At 66.6% G+C, this 14,169-nt stretch carries 16 protein-coding genes; 12 read left to right on the top strand and 4 right to left on the bottom strand.

Annotated elements, in window-relative coordinates; genetic code table 11:
- Window positions 1-79: 79 nt before the first annotated feature.
- Both OEJ37_RS27130 and OEJ37_RS27125 read right to left on the bottom strand, forming a co-directional pair.
- On the bottom strand, window positions 80-889 hold the full coding sequence (locus OEJ37_RS27130; RefSeq protein WP_263347321.1) for an SDR family oxidoreductase: 810 nt from the start codon (window positions 887-889) through the stop codon (window positions 80-82).
- On the bottom strand, window positions 886-1,719 hold the full coding sequence (locus OEJ37_RS27125) for a molybdenum cofactor biosynthesis F family protein (RefSeq protein ID WP_263347465.1): 834 nt from the start codon (window positions 1,717-1,719) through the stop codon (window positions 886-888). The genes OEJ37_RS27130 and OEJ37_RS27125 overlap by 4 nt, the downstream gene beginning before the upstream one ends.
- 170 nt (window positions 1,720-1,889) lie before the next feature.
- On the opposite strand from OEJ37_RS27125, the gene OEJ37_RS27120 reads away from it, so the two are divergent.
- From OEJ37_RS27120 to OEJ37_RS27105, 4 genes are all read left to right on the top strand, one after another.
- The gene (locus tag OEJ37_RS27120; RefSeq protein WP_263347319.1) at window positions 1,890-2,684 is read left to right on the top strand and encodes an AraC family transcriptional regulator; all 795 of its coding nucleotides are present in this window, start codon (window positions 1,890-1,892) and stop codon (window positions 2,682-2,684) included.
- Between the two features lie 202 nt (window positions 2,685-2,886).
- Window positions 2,887-3,861, top strand: coding sequence for a DMT family transporter (locus OEJ37_RS27115; protein WP_263347316.1), 975 nt, complete (start codon window positions 2,887-2,889; stop codon window positions 3,859-3,861).
- Between the two features lie 197 nt (window positions 3,862-4,058).
- Complete coding sequence (locus OEJ37_RS27110; RefSeq protein WP_263347314.1) at window positions 4,059-4,631, top strand: permease; 573 nt, start codon at window positions 4,059-4,061, stop codon at window positions 4,629-4,631.
- Window positions 4,632-5,049: 418 nt separating this feature from the next.
- Window positions 5,050-5,715, top strand: a complete 666-nt coding sequence (locus OEJ37_RS27105; protein WP_263347311.1) for a hypothetical protein — start codon at window positions 5,050-5,052, stop codon at window positions 5,713-5,715.
- A gap of 327 nt (window positions 5,716-6,042) precedes the next feature.
- On the opposite strand, the gene OEJ37_RS27100 is transcribed toward OEJ37_RS27105, so the two are convergent.
- On the bottom strand, window positions 6,043-6,177 hold the full coding sequence (locus tag OEJ37_RS27100) for an entericidin A/B family lipoprotein (RefSeq protein ID WP_021158165.1): 135 nt from the start codon (window positions 6,175-6,177) through the stop codon (window positions 6,043-6,045).
- Window positions 6,178-6,410: 233 nt separating this feature from the next.
- Here OEJ37_RS27100 and OEJ37_RS27095 point away from each other — a divergent pair, with 233 nt between their 5' ends.
- The 4 genes from OEJ37_RS27095 to OEJ37_RS27080 all read left to right on the top strand — a co-directional run bounded on the left by OEJ37_RS27095 (window position 6,411) and on the right by OEJ37_RS27080 (window position 11,758).
- Window positions 6,411-7,706, top strand: coding sequence for an aspartate carbamoyltransferase (locus OEJ37_RS27095; protein ID WP_034180473.1), 1,296 nt, complete (start codon window positions 6,411-6,413; stop codon window positions 7,704-7,706).
- 375 nt (window positions 7,707-8,081) lie between these two features.
- Window positions 8,082-10,319: a TonB-dependent receptor gene (locus OEJ37_RS27090; RefSeq protein WP_263347304.1), complete on the top strand. Its 2,238-nt coding sequence runs from the start codon at window positions 8,082-8,084 to the stop codon at window positions 10,317-10,319.
- A gap of 3 nt (window positions 10,320-10,322) precedes the next feature.
- Entirely contained in the window at window positions 10,323-11,078 is a 756-nt protein-coding gene (locus OEJ37_RS27085; protein ID WP_263347301.1) for a tetratricopeptide repeat protein, read from the top strand.
- Window positions 11,075-11,758 carry a Fe2+-dependent dioxygenase gene (locus OEJ37_RS27080; protein ID WP_174421920.1) on the top strand — a complete coding sequence of 228 codons (684 nt, stop codon included), beginning with the start codon at window positions 11,075-11,077 and terminating at the stop codon, window positions 11,756-11,758. The genes OEJ37_RS27085 and OEJ37_RS27080 overlap by 4 nt, the downstream gene beginning before the upstream one ends.
- A gap of 79 nt (window positions 11,759-11,837) precedes the next feature.
- On the opposite strand, the gene OEJ37_RS27075 is transcribed toward OEJ37_RS27080, so the two are convergent.
- A complete protein-coding gene (locus tag OEJ37_RS27075) occupies window positions 11,838-12,260 on the bottom strand; it encodes an amino acid-binding protein (protein WP_096473850.1) in 423 nt (140 codons plus the stop codon).
- A 204-nt stretch (window positions 12,261-12,464) separates the two neighbouring features.
- Here OEJ37_RS27075 and OEJ37_RS27070 point away from each other — a divergent pair, with 204 nt between their 5' ends.
- The 4 genes from OEJ37_RS27070 (at window position 12,465) to OEJ37_RS27055 (ending at window position 14,071) form a co-directional block, all read left to right on the top strand.
- Complete coding sequence (locus OEJ37_RS27070; protein WP_034180481.1) at window positions 12,465-12,704, top strand: type II toxin-antitoxin system Phd/YefM family antitoxin; 240 nt, start codon at window positions 12,465-12,467, stop codon at window positions 12,702-12,704.
- A complete protein-coding gene (locus OEJ37_RS27065) occupies window positions 12,701-13,096 on the top strand; it encodes a type II toxin-antitoxin system VapC family toxin (RefSeq protein WP_175918709.1) in 396 nt (131 codons plus the stop codon). The genes OEJ37_RS27070 and OEJ37_RS27065 overlap by 4 nt, the downstream gene beginning before the upstream one ends.
- A gap of 87 nt (window positions 13,097-13,183) precedes the next feature.
- Entirely contained in the window at window positions 13,184-13,384 is a 201-nt protein-coding gene (locus OEJ37_RS27060; RefSeq protein ID WP_263347295.1) for a M15 family metallopeptidase, read from the top strand.
- 102 nt (window positions 13,385-13,486) lie between these two features.
- Window positions 13,487-14,071 (top strand): NTP transferase domain-containing protein, encoded by a 585-nt coding sequence (locus tag OEJ37_RS27055; RefSeq protein WP_263347294.1) that lies wholly within the window; start codon window positions 13,487-13,489, stop codon window positions 14,069-14,071.
- The last annotated feature ends 98 nt before the right edge of the window (window positions 14,072-14,169 follow it).

The raw sequence follows: 14,169 nt of genomic DNA, 5'->3' as shown, positions 1-14,169 counted from the left end.
GCCGACGATCGCGCCGCCGCAGAACCGTGCCGGCCGCGATCGCGCCACGGCCACATCGGATGCCGGTTCGACTCCGCCGTCACACGTCCCCCAGCACCGCGCCGCTCTCCGGCAAGGTCGCGCCGCCGTCGACGACGATCGTCTGCCCGGTGATGTACGCAGCATCGGCCGAGGCGAGAAACAGCATCGCGTTCGCGATGTCCTCCGGTTCGCCCATCCGCGCGAGCGGAATGTCGCGCGCGATCTGCGCCGCGACCGACGCGTCGCCGAGATTGCCGGCCGCCGGCGTGCGAATCATCCCCGGCTCGACACCGTTGACCGTCACGTTGCGGCGCGCAAGCTCCAGCGCCGCCGCGCGAATGAAGCCGTTCACGCCGGCCTTCGACGCCGCGTAGTGCGCGAGCCCCGGATAGGCGACGCGCGGCCCCGTCACCGACGACGTGACGAGCAGCCGCCCGCCCCCCACGCGCTCGAATGCGGGCAACGCGGCCTGCGCGAGCCAGAACAGCGCCGACAGGTTGACCGACAGCGTCCGCTCGAGCGTCGGCTCGTCGATCTGCGCGAACGGCGTCAGCGGAAAATACGCGGCATTGTGGACGACGACATCAAGCCGGCCGCCGTCGCGCTCGACCGCCGCGACCAGCGCGCACAGTTCGTCGCGGCTGGCGGCATCCACCCGATACGCACGCGCCGCGCCGCCCGCGCCGGCAAGCGCATCGGCCTGCTCGGCGGCGGCCTCGCCGTTCAGGTCGGCGAGCGCGACGAACGCGTCGGATTCCGCGAAACGGCGCGCGATCGCCGCGCCGATCCCTTGCGCGGCGCCCGTGACGAGCACGACACGCCCGCTGAAATCCGCACGCAGGCGGCCGCTGCCCGGCACGGCATTCATCGCTGCGCCTCGCCGCCGAGCGGATGCACGGTTTCATTCAGCACCTGCGCGTGGGCGCCGATCTGGAAATTCGACAGCGTGCCGAAATCACCGCCCTGGTAGCCGAAGATCTTGCCGTCGGTCTTGCGCTGCGCGAGGTCGATCAGCACGACGCCGAGCGTCGGCACCACCTTTTCGCGCCACACGAACAGATACAGCTCGTTGGCGATCCTGAAGCAATGGCAGCGATCGACATCGGCCAGCCCGCCTTCGACGCCCTGCAGGCACTGCCACGCGTAGAAGTTCTCGTTCAGGTAGATGTGCTCGTAGCATTCGGTCGGGCTGTAGCGGTACATCGTCCGCTTGCCGATCAGTTCGCGCGTCGGCCCGTGCAGCGGCCCCGGCCGTGCGTGACCGCCGAGCGTGCCGTGCCGGAACGCCGCGTCGACGGCCGTCAGCGGCAGCCCGCGCGCGACGCGCGTGAACGCGTCGATGCGCGTGTCGGCTTCGGTCGGCAGCACGCCGACGACCGACGTCCATACGCCGCTGTCGAGATCGATCACGAGACTGACCGACGTCGCGCGGGCGGCCGTGTCGATGTAGTCGACGAAGTACAGAGCGTCGCGCAGCCGCGTGACGCGGCACGGCTCGCGGCCGCCCGTGCCGGTCGCCGCGTCGCGCCACTGCAGCGCGCCCGGCTCGAACGCATAGACGCGCCACGCGCCCGATGCATCGCCGAGCGCCAGCGTACGCCCCGCGAGCGCGTCGACGGGCGCGAGGATGTTCGCTTTCGGCGCGAAGCCGTCCGCGAGGGCGCCAACCTGAATGAATACCGGATCCTGTCGTTCCACCTGCCGCCTCCCGCGCAGCTTCAGGCCCGGCGGGCCGTATACGCTGCTCATGTGTACATGGTGCGGGCTGCGCGCGCCGCGCGGTATCGGCCAAAAGGATGAAGGGCGCGCGGCGGCGGAACGCGTTAAAGTGCACGTGATCCGCGCTGCACCCGGCGCGAGGAGCGCACATGCACCGTGTCACCCACTACCGACGGACCAGCGAAGGCATCGAGGCGATCAGCCTCGAATCCGACCGCGCGTTTCCGCGCCACGCGCATGACGAATTCGGGGTCGGCGTGATCGTCAGCGGCGCGCACCGGTCGTGGAGCGGCCGCGGGCAAGTCGACGCGCTGGCCGGCGACGCGATCATGGTCAACCCCGGCGAAATGCACGACGGCTCGCCGCTCGATGCCGGCACGGGCCGGCGCTGGCGGATGCTGTACCTCGCGCCCTCGCTGGTCGCGGGCGTCGCGGCGGAAGAAGGCCTCGGCGGCGTCGAGCTTGCGCATCCGGCGGTGCGCGACGCGCGGCTCACGGCCGCCGTCGGCCGGTTGCATGCGCGCATCGTCGCCGGGGAAACCCAGCCGCTCGCCCGCGACGAGGCGCTCGTGATGCTCGTCGCGGGGTTGCTCGCCCGGCACGCGAACCGCACGCTGCCGGCGGCCGGCGTCGCGCCGGCGATTCGTGTCGCCCGCGAACGGCTCGACGCGGCGCCAGCCGCGCCTGTTTCGCTCGCCGAACTGGCCAATTTGAGCGGCGTGAGCCGCTTCCAGTTGCTGCGCGGGTTTGCGCGCGAACTCGGCATCACGCCGCATGCCTACCTGATCCAGTCGCGCGCGCGGCTGGCGCGCACGCTGCTCGCCAGCGGCCTGCCGATCGCGGACGCCGCGGCCGAAGCCGGTTTTGCCGATCAGAGCCACTTGACGCGCGCATTCGCGCGCCAGTTCGGCATCACGCCGGGGCGGTTTACGCAGGCCGGTTGACGCCGACGTCGTTCCACCGAAAGGCCATCGGGTGCGCCGCGTTATAGGTGGCTGCCACGTCGAGGACCGCAGCGGCTGTCGATGTTGCTGACTGCCGCTGACACCTGCACGCCAGGCTCCGCGCACCGCACTCGACATCCCCTCGCGCCCGTTGCAATTTCGTTCAAGACGCGCACCGTCGCCGTACGCGACGATGCGGCGCATGAAGACACGACTGATTGGCTATCTCTATCTCGCCGCCGCGATGGTGGGCGTCGGCAGCACCGTCATCGCGAGCCGTCTCGCGGCCGGCGGCCTGCCGCCATTCGCGGCCACGGCGCTGCGCTTCCTGATCGCGACACCGCTGCTGTTCGCGCTGATGCGCGCGCAGCGAATGCGCTGGCCGCGCATTTCCCCACGCGACGCCGTGCTGCTCGTCATCCAGGCCGCGGCGGGCGGCGTCGGTTATACGGTGCTCCTGATCAGCGGCACGAAGCTGTCGTCGCCGCTCGATGCGGGTGTGATGCTCGGCACGCTGCCAGCAATGTCGACGCTGATCGCGGCTGTCGTGCTGCGCGAGCGGCAGACGCCGCGCGACTGGCTGGCCGCCGCGCTCGCCACGGGCGGCGTGCTGTTCGTCACGTTCGCGCCCGGCCAGGCCATGCCGTCGCTCCAGACGCTTGTCGGCGATGCGCTGGTGCTGGCCGCCGTCGCGTGCGAAGCCGTCTTCATCCTGCTCAACCGGCGGCTTGCCGCACCGATGCCGCCGCTCGCGCTGTCCACCGCGATGTCGGGCCTCGGCTTCGTGCTCGCCGTCGTGCCGGCCGCGTTCGAATGGCGCGCGGCGGCAACCGGCTGGACCGTCGGCGCCGTATCGGCGATCGCCTACTACGCACTGGTGCCGACCGTACTCGGCTACCTGTGCTGGTATGCCGGCTCCGCGCGCACGAGCGGCACCGAGGCCGCGCTGTTCACGGCGGTCGCGCCGGTCTCGGCCGTGCTGTTCGCGGTCGCGCTGTTCGGCGAGACGCTGACCGGCACGCGTGTCGTCGGCATCGCGCTCGTCGTCGCGGGCATGCTCGTCGGTGCGACGCGGCGGCGCGAACCGCCCGCGCACATCACCACGCGCGATGCGACGCCGGCGAACTCGATACAGCCTGCAAGCCCCGCGCCGTCGGCGCAAACCGCCGCCGACTGACCCGAACCCGCGCTCATGCAAAAACGACGGCCGCGCATTTCCGTGACATGGCCGGTCGATCCCCCTACTCTCGCAAAGCCGCCGGCGACTGTAGGAATGTGTCCGCGCGCCGCAAAACCGTTGCGCACCATCACGCAAGATGCAATATTCGCGTGGCCGGAACCTTTGACAACCATCTGACAACAAACCGCCAAGCAATGAACAGGAAGGACGCCAAAACAAGAATCGCGGTGCTGCTGTCCGCGGGAACGAGGAAGGCCGACGTGCTGGCCGAGCTGTCCGGACAGGGGCTCAAGGATCGCGTGATCGCAGGCCTGATCGCGTCGCGGCCCGATCCGGAACGCTGTCGCAAGAACAAGGTGCACACCTGGATCCTGGTCGCGCTCGGCATCCTCCAGTTGGCGATCAGCCTCGTGCTCGCCTATTACTTTTCCGCCGCTGCCGGCGACCTTGGCGTGTCGGGCGCGCTCGGCAATGGCCTTGTCGTCGTGTTCCTCGCGCTGACCGTGCCGCTGTCGCTGCTGTTCATCTGGGGCTTTGCGACTCATCGCGTCGGCGCGTATCACGCGTTTATCGTGCTGTCGCTGCTGCAGTTGCCGAAGACCGTCGCCGAGCTCGGACGCGATCCGTCGACCGCGCTGCCGGGCCTTGCGGTCACGCTGGTGCTGGTGGGTTATGTCTGGTTCGTGCGCAACCGGATGTTCCCCGACTACGGCTGGTTTACGCCGCGCAAGGTCGAAGGCCGATACGCGTTCGTGGAACGCGCGTGACGCCACCGGCGTCAACGCCGCGCTGTCCAAAAAAATGTTCATCGTGGATTACCGGGGAACGCGGGGCAGACTGTCGGGGATCGGCCAAACGCGGACGATCGACATGGTCATTGAGATCGTTGACACCCATCACTGGGCCCGACGGGCTGAAACGTTTGCGCAGAGCTGGGCCCAGCCAGAGCTAGCGCTATCGTCTCTGCTCAGAATTCCGCACGGTGTTCGACACAGGCGCTGTAACCCTGCAAGCGGGACTGAAGTGTGAAGGCCTACCTGGAAGGACGAACGGAAAAGAGGCGATACACCAACTCGCCCTCATGGAAGGAGAGGGAAAAGATCTGGACATAAATTCCTTCCAAGCATTCCGCTCCGGGCGTGCTACACTCCTTTCCGTGCGCTCAAACAAAGGAACGGGGAAGAAATGACGAACGTCTATCAAACACCGGAAAAATTCTCGACGAAGACCACTCTTTTTCGTATTGGGGAAGAGGCGTTGCGGAAGGAAGGGTGGGAGGTGAATTCCGTGCCCGGCGCCGGAGCGGGAAGCGTGCGGCGAATCACGCGCGGAAATGAGAGCAAGCTGGTCAGCATCCGGACGACCCAGGACACCTATATCGCATTCCCGCGCGACCGGCAGGACAAACGGTGGGTAACGCTCTCGGACGTGGATGCGGTGGTGGCAGTATCTGTCGATGACCGGCACAACCCACAGAACGCCAACGTTCATTTTCTCGATGCCGAGGAAGTGCGGGCCCGCTTCGACCGCAGCTATGCTGCTCGGATCAAAGCAGGTCACAGGATTCCCGTTGGTCGCGGTGTGTGGGTCGGTCTTTACCAGAAAGAGGCCTCACATCCCCCCAGCCATGTCGGCGGTGGCATTGGCCTCATCTATCCGCCGATCGCACAAGCCCCACTCTCTGCCGAGTTCCGTGCATACGCGACTTCGGAAGAGGAGGAGCTGGCAGTAGATGTAGCGCCGCCCGCGGAGAAGGCTGAAGCGCCCCTCACTATCACTGAGGCGAAGCGTCGCTTGGCGGAGACTTTCGGAGTCTCGCCGGACAGCATCAAAATCACGATCGAGGCCTAGAGGGCGCCCGGCATTAACGAGCGCGAGCCCAGCGTCTGCCGAAGACGGCGGCTCGTGCTGGATTACTGCCTGGCGCTCACTTGGCCGCTTTGCGAGGCAATGATTTGGCCCGTGCCGTGTTGTGCGCCATCGCCTCGCGATCCTATCCGCATCAATGAGTCACAACGGTTCGATCTTCAGCTTGACGACCGTTACCGAGCAGCGTGACCGGCCGCTCTGGGTCGGCAAGCACCATCCACGAAATTCCGCAAAGAACCAAAAAAAGCGCCGGGCCGTCCCGCAATCGCGGGACGGCCCGGCGCTTTCTGCATTCCGGAACCGGTCGGCTTACTTGGCCTTTTCAGCCGTATCGCTGATCGCCTGGCCGCCCTTCGAAATGTCCTGGCCCACGCCGGCGACCGTATTGCAACCGGCGAGCGCAGCGGTCACAACCAGCAACATTGCAGCAATCGTACGCGTCATTCTCATTCTCCTTCGAATCAACAAGCCCGACCGGGCGAATCGTTTGCGGCATGGCGCCCTGCCGATGCAGGGCACGGGGCCTGACCTGATTATACGGAGGCGGACGCCGCGCGCCAGTGCGAGCCCGTCGAGTGTCACACGCACCTCACAGCCCGATCACGCAGATTTTCCTTGACTTCACTGCACCACGAACTAATATACGCACCGCGTATATTTTCCGTCAGGAGCCGCCGATGACCGTTCCCCAGCAAGCCTTCCTCCGCGACGCGATGCGCCGCCTCAACATGACCCGCGAAGCGTTCGCCAATCGCATCGGCGTCAGCCGGCGCGCGCTGGATACCTGGCTGCTGCCCGACGATTCGCAGGAATCGCGCGGGATGCCCGAGATCGTCGAGCGCTTCGTGTCGGAAATCGTCGAGCGTTCGGCACCGGAAGGTGGAGTCTATACGCAAAGCGTAGACAACCAGGGGCTCGCGAAGCAGTTCCTGTTCGAAGGCAAGCCGCAACTGCTGTCGGTCGACCAGTTCTCGCGGGAATCGGTCGAGGCGCTGTTCCGCGTGGCCGACGTGATGCAGCCAATCGCGCGGCGCCACAAGATTTCGCGCGTGCTGGAAGGCGCCGTGCTCGGCAACCTGTTCTTCGAGGCCAGCACGCGGACGCGCGTGTCGTTCGGCGCGGCGTTCTGCCGGCTCGGCGGCTCGGTGTGCGACACGACGGGCTTCACGTTCTCGTCGATGGCCAAGGGTGAATCGATCTACGACACGAGCCGCGTGATGGCCGGCTACGTCGACGCGCTCGTGATCCGCCACCCGGAGAAAGGCTCGGTGGCCGAGTTCGCGCGCGCGACCAACCTGCCCGTGATCAACGGCGGCGACGGCCCCGGCGAGCACCCGAGCCAGGCGCTGCTCGATCTCTATACGATCCAGCGCGAGTTCTCGCGGCTCGGCAAGATCGTCGACGGCGCGCACATCGCGCTGGTCGGCGATCTCAAGTACGGCCGCACCGTGCACTCGCTCGTCAAGCTGCTCGCGCTGTACCGCGGACTCAAGTTCACGCTCGTGTCGCCGCCGATGCTCGAGATGCCGGCGTACATCGTCGACCAGATCTCGACGAACGGCCATGTGGTCGAACAGACGACCGATCTCGCGGCCGGGCTGCGCGGCGCGGACGTCGTCTACGCGACGCGGATCCAGAAAGAGCGCTTCACCGACGAGTCGTTCGAAGGCTACACGCCGGATTTCCAGATCAATCAGGCGCTCGTCGACTCGGTCTGCAAGCCCGACACGCTGATCATGCACCCGCTGCCGCGCGACAGCCGGCCCGGCGCAAACGACCTGTCGGTCGACCTGAACCGCGACCCGCGTCTCGCGATCTTCCGGCAGACCGACAACGGCATTCCGGTGCGGATGGCGATCTTCGCGGTGCTGCTCGGCGTCGAGAATCTTGTGCAGCATTCGATGCGCGACGCGACGTGGCGCCCGCCGGCATACCTCGGGCCGGAGGACGCGGTGTTTCACGGAGTCGATTGAGCCGCACCGGGGGGCTCGCGCCCGCCTGCCATCGCTTCATGGGCCGGGCGCGCTTGCCTGACGCAGAACGCGCCGTGTTGCACGGCGCGTTTTCAATTTCAGCGCAGTTTATGGAGGCTGGCGACCGGGTGCTACCGCGCCCACTCTAGCCCGCCCGAAGATCCCGTCACACTCGGCCAATCGGCCATCATCCCCCGCCCACCCACCCCGTAACATTCGTCAACACTTACCTTTTAATTGATAACAAGAACGCTTCTCATTCAACAAAAAATTACATAGAATGCCGGCTGAAAACAAATCGTAATAATTCCCGGCGGCATGCACATTTCCGCAGCACACCGCCTCCGGGGCCACATCGCGAGGTCCAAGCGCACCATGAAGTCCCGTTCCGACGAGTTGAAGCTCGGCAAATTCACCACCCTGTGCAGCGTGCTCGCCGCGAGCCCCGCATTCGCCGACGGCGCGCCGCCGCCCCCCCCGTCCAGCACCGAAGGCCATCTCGCGCCGATCGAGATCCAGGGCAAGACCGAGCACAGCTACAAGGCCGACTTTTCCGCTTCCGCGAAATTCACCGCGCCGCTCGTCGACACGCCGAAATCCGTCACCGTGATCCCGCAGGAACTGATCCGGAACAGCGGCGCATCGACGCTGACCGAAGCGCTGCGCACCGTGCCCGGCATCACGTTCGGCGCCGGTGAAGGCGGCAACCCGCTCGGCGACCGTCCGTTCATCCGTGGCTACGACACGCAGGGCAGCATGTTCGTCGACGGCATGCGCGACACGGGCGCCACGACGCGCGAGATCTTCAATACCGAGCGCGTCGAGATCACCAAGGGTTCCGACGGCGCGTACGGCGGCCGCGGCGGCGCCGGCGGCAGCATCAACCTGATCACGAAGGCCCCGCACCTCGGCACGACGGCCAGCGCGAGCGCGGGGGTCGGCACCGACCGCTATCGCCGCTTCACGGCCGACGGCAACTGGCAGTTCGCCGATCACGCCGCGTTCCGCCTGAACCTGATGAGCCACAACAACGACGTCGCCGGCCGCGACGCCGTCAACAACGAGCGCTGGGGCGTCGCGCCGTCCATCGCATTCGGCCTCGGCACGCCGACGCGCGTGACCGCGAGCTACTACCACCTGTCGACCGACGACATGCCGGACGGCGGCATCCCGTACGTCTACGGCTTCAACATCCCGAAGGGCGTCACCGACGGCCCGGCGCCCGTCGATCGCCACAACTTCTACGGGCTGATCGACCGCGACTTCCGCAAGACCACGTCGGACATCAGCACGATCAAGATCGAGCACGACATCACGTCGTCGCTGACGATCCGCAACACAACGCGTTACACGGAATCGACGCAGGACTACATCTGGACGCAGCCTGATGACAGCCAGGGCAACGTGGTCAACGGCAAGGTCTGGCGCCGCAACAACAACCGCAACAGCTCGATCAACAGCATCGCGAACCTGACCGAGCTGTTCGGCGAATTCCGCACCGGCCCGTTCAAGCACAGCTTCACGACCGGCATCGAGCTGACACGCGAATGGGGCAAGCGCGACACGTACAACGTCGCGACGGATAAGGGCAATATCTGCCAGAAAGGCATCGGCGCGGCGTCGGGCTACAACTGCACGAGCCTGTGGTCGCCGAACCCGAACGATCCATGGGCCGGTTCGATCACGCGCAACAACGACTACGCGCATGCGCGCACCACGACGAAATCGATCTACGGCTTCGACACGATCGAGATCACGCCGCGCTGGCAGGTCAATGCCGGCGTGCGCGTCGACGACTACTCGACCCGCTTCACCGACACCAAGGCCAACGGCAGTAAAACCTATACGCGCGACGACACGCTCGTGAACTGGCAGGCCGGCCTCGTATTCAAGCCCGCGCAAAACGGCAGCATCTACGCGTCGTATGCGACGTCATCGACGCCGGCCGGCATGCTGCTCGGCGAAGGCAGCGAGACGCAGTCGCTCACGCCGGGCCGCGGTGGCGTTGGCCCGAACGCAGACCAGATGGCCCCGGAAAAAAACCGCAGCATCGAGCTCGGCACCAAGTGGAACGTGCTGAACGACAAGCTCGCGCTGACCGCCGCGCTGTTCCAGATCGACACGACGAACGCGCGCGTGACGCTGCCGAACAACCAGTACGCGATGGTCGGCAACAAGCGCGTGCAGGGTCTCGAGCTCGGCGTCGCAGGGCAGATCACGAAGCAGTGGCAGGTATTCGGCGGCTACACGTACATGAAGAGCGCGCTGCGCGACAACGGCAAGGACGCGGCGAACAACGGCAACCGCTTCCCGAACACGCCGAAGCACAGCCTCACGATGTGGTCGAACTACGACGTGACGCCGAAGTTCACGGTCGGCGGCGGCGCGTTCTACATGTCGGAAGTATTCGGCGATCCCGCAAACCAGCGCGCCGTGCCGTCGTACTGGCGCTTCGATGCGATGGCGCAGTACCGGATCAACAAGAAGCTCGATCTGCAGCTGAACGTGAACAACCTGTTCAACCGCACGTACTTCGATCAGGCGTATCCGGCACACTACGCGTCGATCGCACCGGGCCGCTCGGCGTTCGTCACGCTGAACGCGCGCTACTGATCGATGGAGGCCGTGTCGCTGAAGGCGCTCGCGTCGGTATCGCCGCGCGAGTTCGCCGATATCCTGGCCGGGCCGCCCGAGCGCGCCGCCGCGTGGGTCGCGGCGGCGGCCGACCACGGCATCGTCGATGCGCAGGCCGTCTACGGGCAGTACCTGCTCGACGGCCATGGCGTCGCGCGCGATCCGGCTGCCGCGTTCGGCTGGTTCCGGCACGCCGCGCGGGCCGGTCATCCGATGGCGATGAACATGCTCGGCCGCTGCTACGAGTTCGGCTGGGGCACGGCCGCGTGCGCGCCGGTCGCCGTGTACTGGTACCGGCTCGCCGCGCAGGCGGGGCTCGACTGGGGCATGTACAACTACGCGACGGCGCTCGCGCTCGGAAACGGCGTCGACGAGAACCGCGCCGACGCGCTCGACTGGTTCCGCCGCGCGGCCGCGCTCGGCCATGCGAAATCGATCAACCTGATCGGCGGCTTCTATGAGGACGGCTGGGCCGTGCCAGTCGACCACGACGCCGCGTTCGACCACTATCGCCGCGCAGCCGTTGCCGGCGACTTCCGCGGCCAGTTCAACTTTGCGCGGCTGCTCGCCGAGCGCGGGCGCATCGACGAAGCGCTCGTCTGGCTCGCGCGCGTGCCGGCCACCGCGACGCCCGCGTTCATCGCGAAGATGCGCGCGTATCTCGCGTCGTCGCCGATCGACGCGTTTCGCTCGGCGGCGCTGCCACTGGCGTCGCACGCAATGGAATCCGCATCATGATGCTTCATATCCCCGGCGTATTGACCAAGCCGCAGGTCGCGCAATGCCGCGACCTGCTCGATGCGGCCGAATGGGTCGACGGCAACGCGACGTCCGGCGCGCAATCGGCGCTTGCCAAACGCAACCGGCAGTTGCCGGAAGGCTCGCCGGCTGCGCGCGCGGTGGGCGACGCGATCCAGGACGCGCTCGCGCGCCATCCGCTGTTCTTTTCGGCGGCGCTGCCGCTCAAGGTGTTTCCGCCGCTGTTCAACCGCTATGAAGGCGGCGAGACGTTCGGCACGCACGTCGACAATGCGATCCGGCTGCTGCGCGGCACGGATTTCCGCGTGCGCAGCGATCTGTCGGCGACGCTGTTTCTCGAGGAACCCGATGCGTACGACGGCGGCGAGCTGTGTGTCGAGGATACGTATGGCGTGCATCGCGCGAAGCTGCCGGCCGGCGATCTCGTGCTGTATCCGGCGTCGAGCCTGCATCACGTGACGCCCGTTACGCGCGGCGAGCGCGTCGCATCGTTCTTCTGGATCCAGAGCATGGTGCGCGACGATGCCGATCGCACGCTGCTGTTCCAACTCGATACGCAGATTCAGCAGCTCTCCGCGGACAAAGGTGCGCACGACCCGGGCGTGATCGCGCTCACCGGGATCTATCACAACCTGCTGAGACGGTGGGCGGATGCGTGAGCCATCCGGCGGGGCCCCGCAACCTCCTGAACCGCATGCCCCTTCCGGCCAAACCAGTCCACCGTCCAACGCAGCCGCCTTATGCCCGCTGCAGGATATCGATCGCCTTGTCTGCATCGTCCACCGAATCGACCGCGAAATAGGCAATGAACTGGGAACCCAGCACGGCGGCCGACACGCCACGGAGATTGATCGCGCCGTCCGCGAGCATCTGGGTCAGTTGCCCGATGATGCCCATTTGATCCAGACCCATTACGCGGACGGAGTGAACGCTCGGGGTGACGCTGAACCCCACCTGCGTGGCCGCGCGAATCACAGCGTCTCCCTGCAGCGGCGCGACAAACACGACGCCCTTGCCCGGCGCCTCCGATGTGCGGCGTGCGACGATGAACTGCAAGTCTGCACCGGCAGTCCGCAGGGCGCCTAATACTGTCGCGAGGCCGCCCGGCTTGTCGTCGATGTTCGCCGCCCAGACATCGACACGTTCTACGCTCAGTTCCATGGCGTCCCTCCCGCCTGAGAACCCGGATAGAAAAAATCTAGGTCACGGCAAGCATGCAAGCAAGGCGGGCAGCATCTTCCGCCCCTCGGTATCGACGCACCCTGTCGCGCTTTGCATGCATCCGGTGACGCCCGACCTTCGCGACTTGCCTTCCTCCGCCGCACCGCCATAAAATGACCATCGTCACATGACCAGGTCCATATCATGATGCCGCACGCTCCCGTTTCGAAATCCGAATTCAAGGCTCGCGCACTCGAATACTTCCGGCTCGTCGAGTCGTCGGGCGAAAGCCTGATCGTCACCGATCACGGCAAGCCGACGCTCGAGATCCGGCCATATCACGCACGCGAGGCCCAGCCGTTGGACATATTGCGCGGCTCGGTCATGCGCTACGACAATCCTGTCGATCCGATTGCGGAAGATGATTGGGAGGCGTCGCGGTGATCGTGCTGGATACGCATGCATTGGTGTGGTGGGTGGCGGGCGATCCTTCGCTCAGCAAGAAAGCGCGAAGCGCGATCGATCGCGCGCGCAGCGAAGGCGCACTCGCGGCATCCGCGATCTCCGCGTGGGAGATTGCGATGCTCGTGCGCAACGAACGCCTCGCACTGACGATGGAAGTCGACGCATGGCTCGCCACCGTCGCGCAGATCGACGGCATGCGCTTCGTGCCCGTCGATGCCGACATCGCCGCGAAGTCCACTGCGCTGCCCGGCACGTTCCACAAGGATCCGGCCGACCGCATGATCGTCGCCACCGCGCGGCGGCTCGGCGCACCGCTCGTCACCCGCGACGAAAAAATCCGCGCTTACGCGCACGTGAAGACGCTCTGGTAAGCGTCGCGCAGCCGCAGGCCAATCCACATCGCACGCCCACGCCAACTCCGACATGTTGGCGATTCGTCTGACCAGATCGACCATAACTTGCAGGTACAACCGGGCACGCCCGCACTGCGAAACCGCCACGTACTGATCGCCGTGCTGACCGGCACCGGCTTCACGAATTACCCGTCCGAATGGTGGCACTGGTCGTTCGGCGATCGCTATTGGGCCGTCATGCAGCGTGAATCGCACGCGATTTACGGCCCCGTCGAGGAAAACATGCTCGACGAAGGTGCGCGATGACAGTCTTTCCGACCTGACGGGCGCGACTCGGTAACATCCTCACTTGCCGATCCCCGCCCGCTCCCGCACAATCGCAGCACCTGTCTCACTCCCCCCGCGCCGATGTCCTATGCGTCACTCGTCACCGGCGTCCTGCTCGCCGGCGGTCTCGGTCAACGCTTCGATCCAAGCGGCCTGCACAGCAAGCTGCTCGCGCGGCTTCCCGACGGCACGCCGGTCGCGGTCGCGGCCGCCCACCGTCTCGCGGCAGCCACGGCCGACGTGATCGCCGTCGTGCGTCCCGGCGCCGAAAAACTCGCGATTCTGCTGAACGAAGCCGGTTGCCAGGTCGTCTATGCGCCCGATGCGTTGCGCGGCATGGGCGCGAGCCTCGCGGCCGGCGTGCGCGCCACGCCCGAATCGAACGGCTGGCTCGTCGCGCTCGGCGACATGCCGTGGATCGCGCCATCGACCTACGAAGCCGTCACGCGCGCGCTCGACACCGACAACACGTCGATCGTCGCGCCCGCGCATCGCGGCATGCGCGGCCATCCGGTCGGCTTCGCCGCGCACCACTTCGATGCGCTCGCCGCCCTCGACGGCGACACGGGCGCCCGTGCGCTGTTCGCCAGCGCGCCGGTGACACTGCTCGACGTCAACGATCCCGGCATCCTGCGCGATGTCGACACGCCGCAGGATCTGCGCTGACCGCGATCGCGCGGACCACGCAACGCATGGCATTACAGGATCCCGCTCGACGATCGACGATCGCCGATTCACGGATTTCACCGACGGCCGACAACCCG

The organism is Burkholderia sp. BKH01 (assembly GCF_025685725.1).
Classification (GTDB): Bacteria; Pseudomonadota; Gammaproteobacteria; order Burkholderiales; family Burkholderiaceae; genus Burkholderia; species Burkholderia pyrrocinia_C.
Note: the sequence above shows the minus strand (reverse complement) of the source record. Positions and strands in the feature narration are given on the sequence as shown.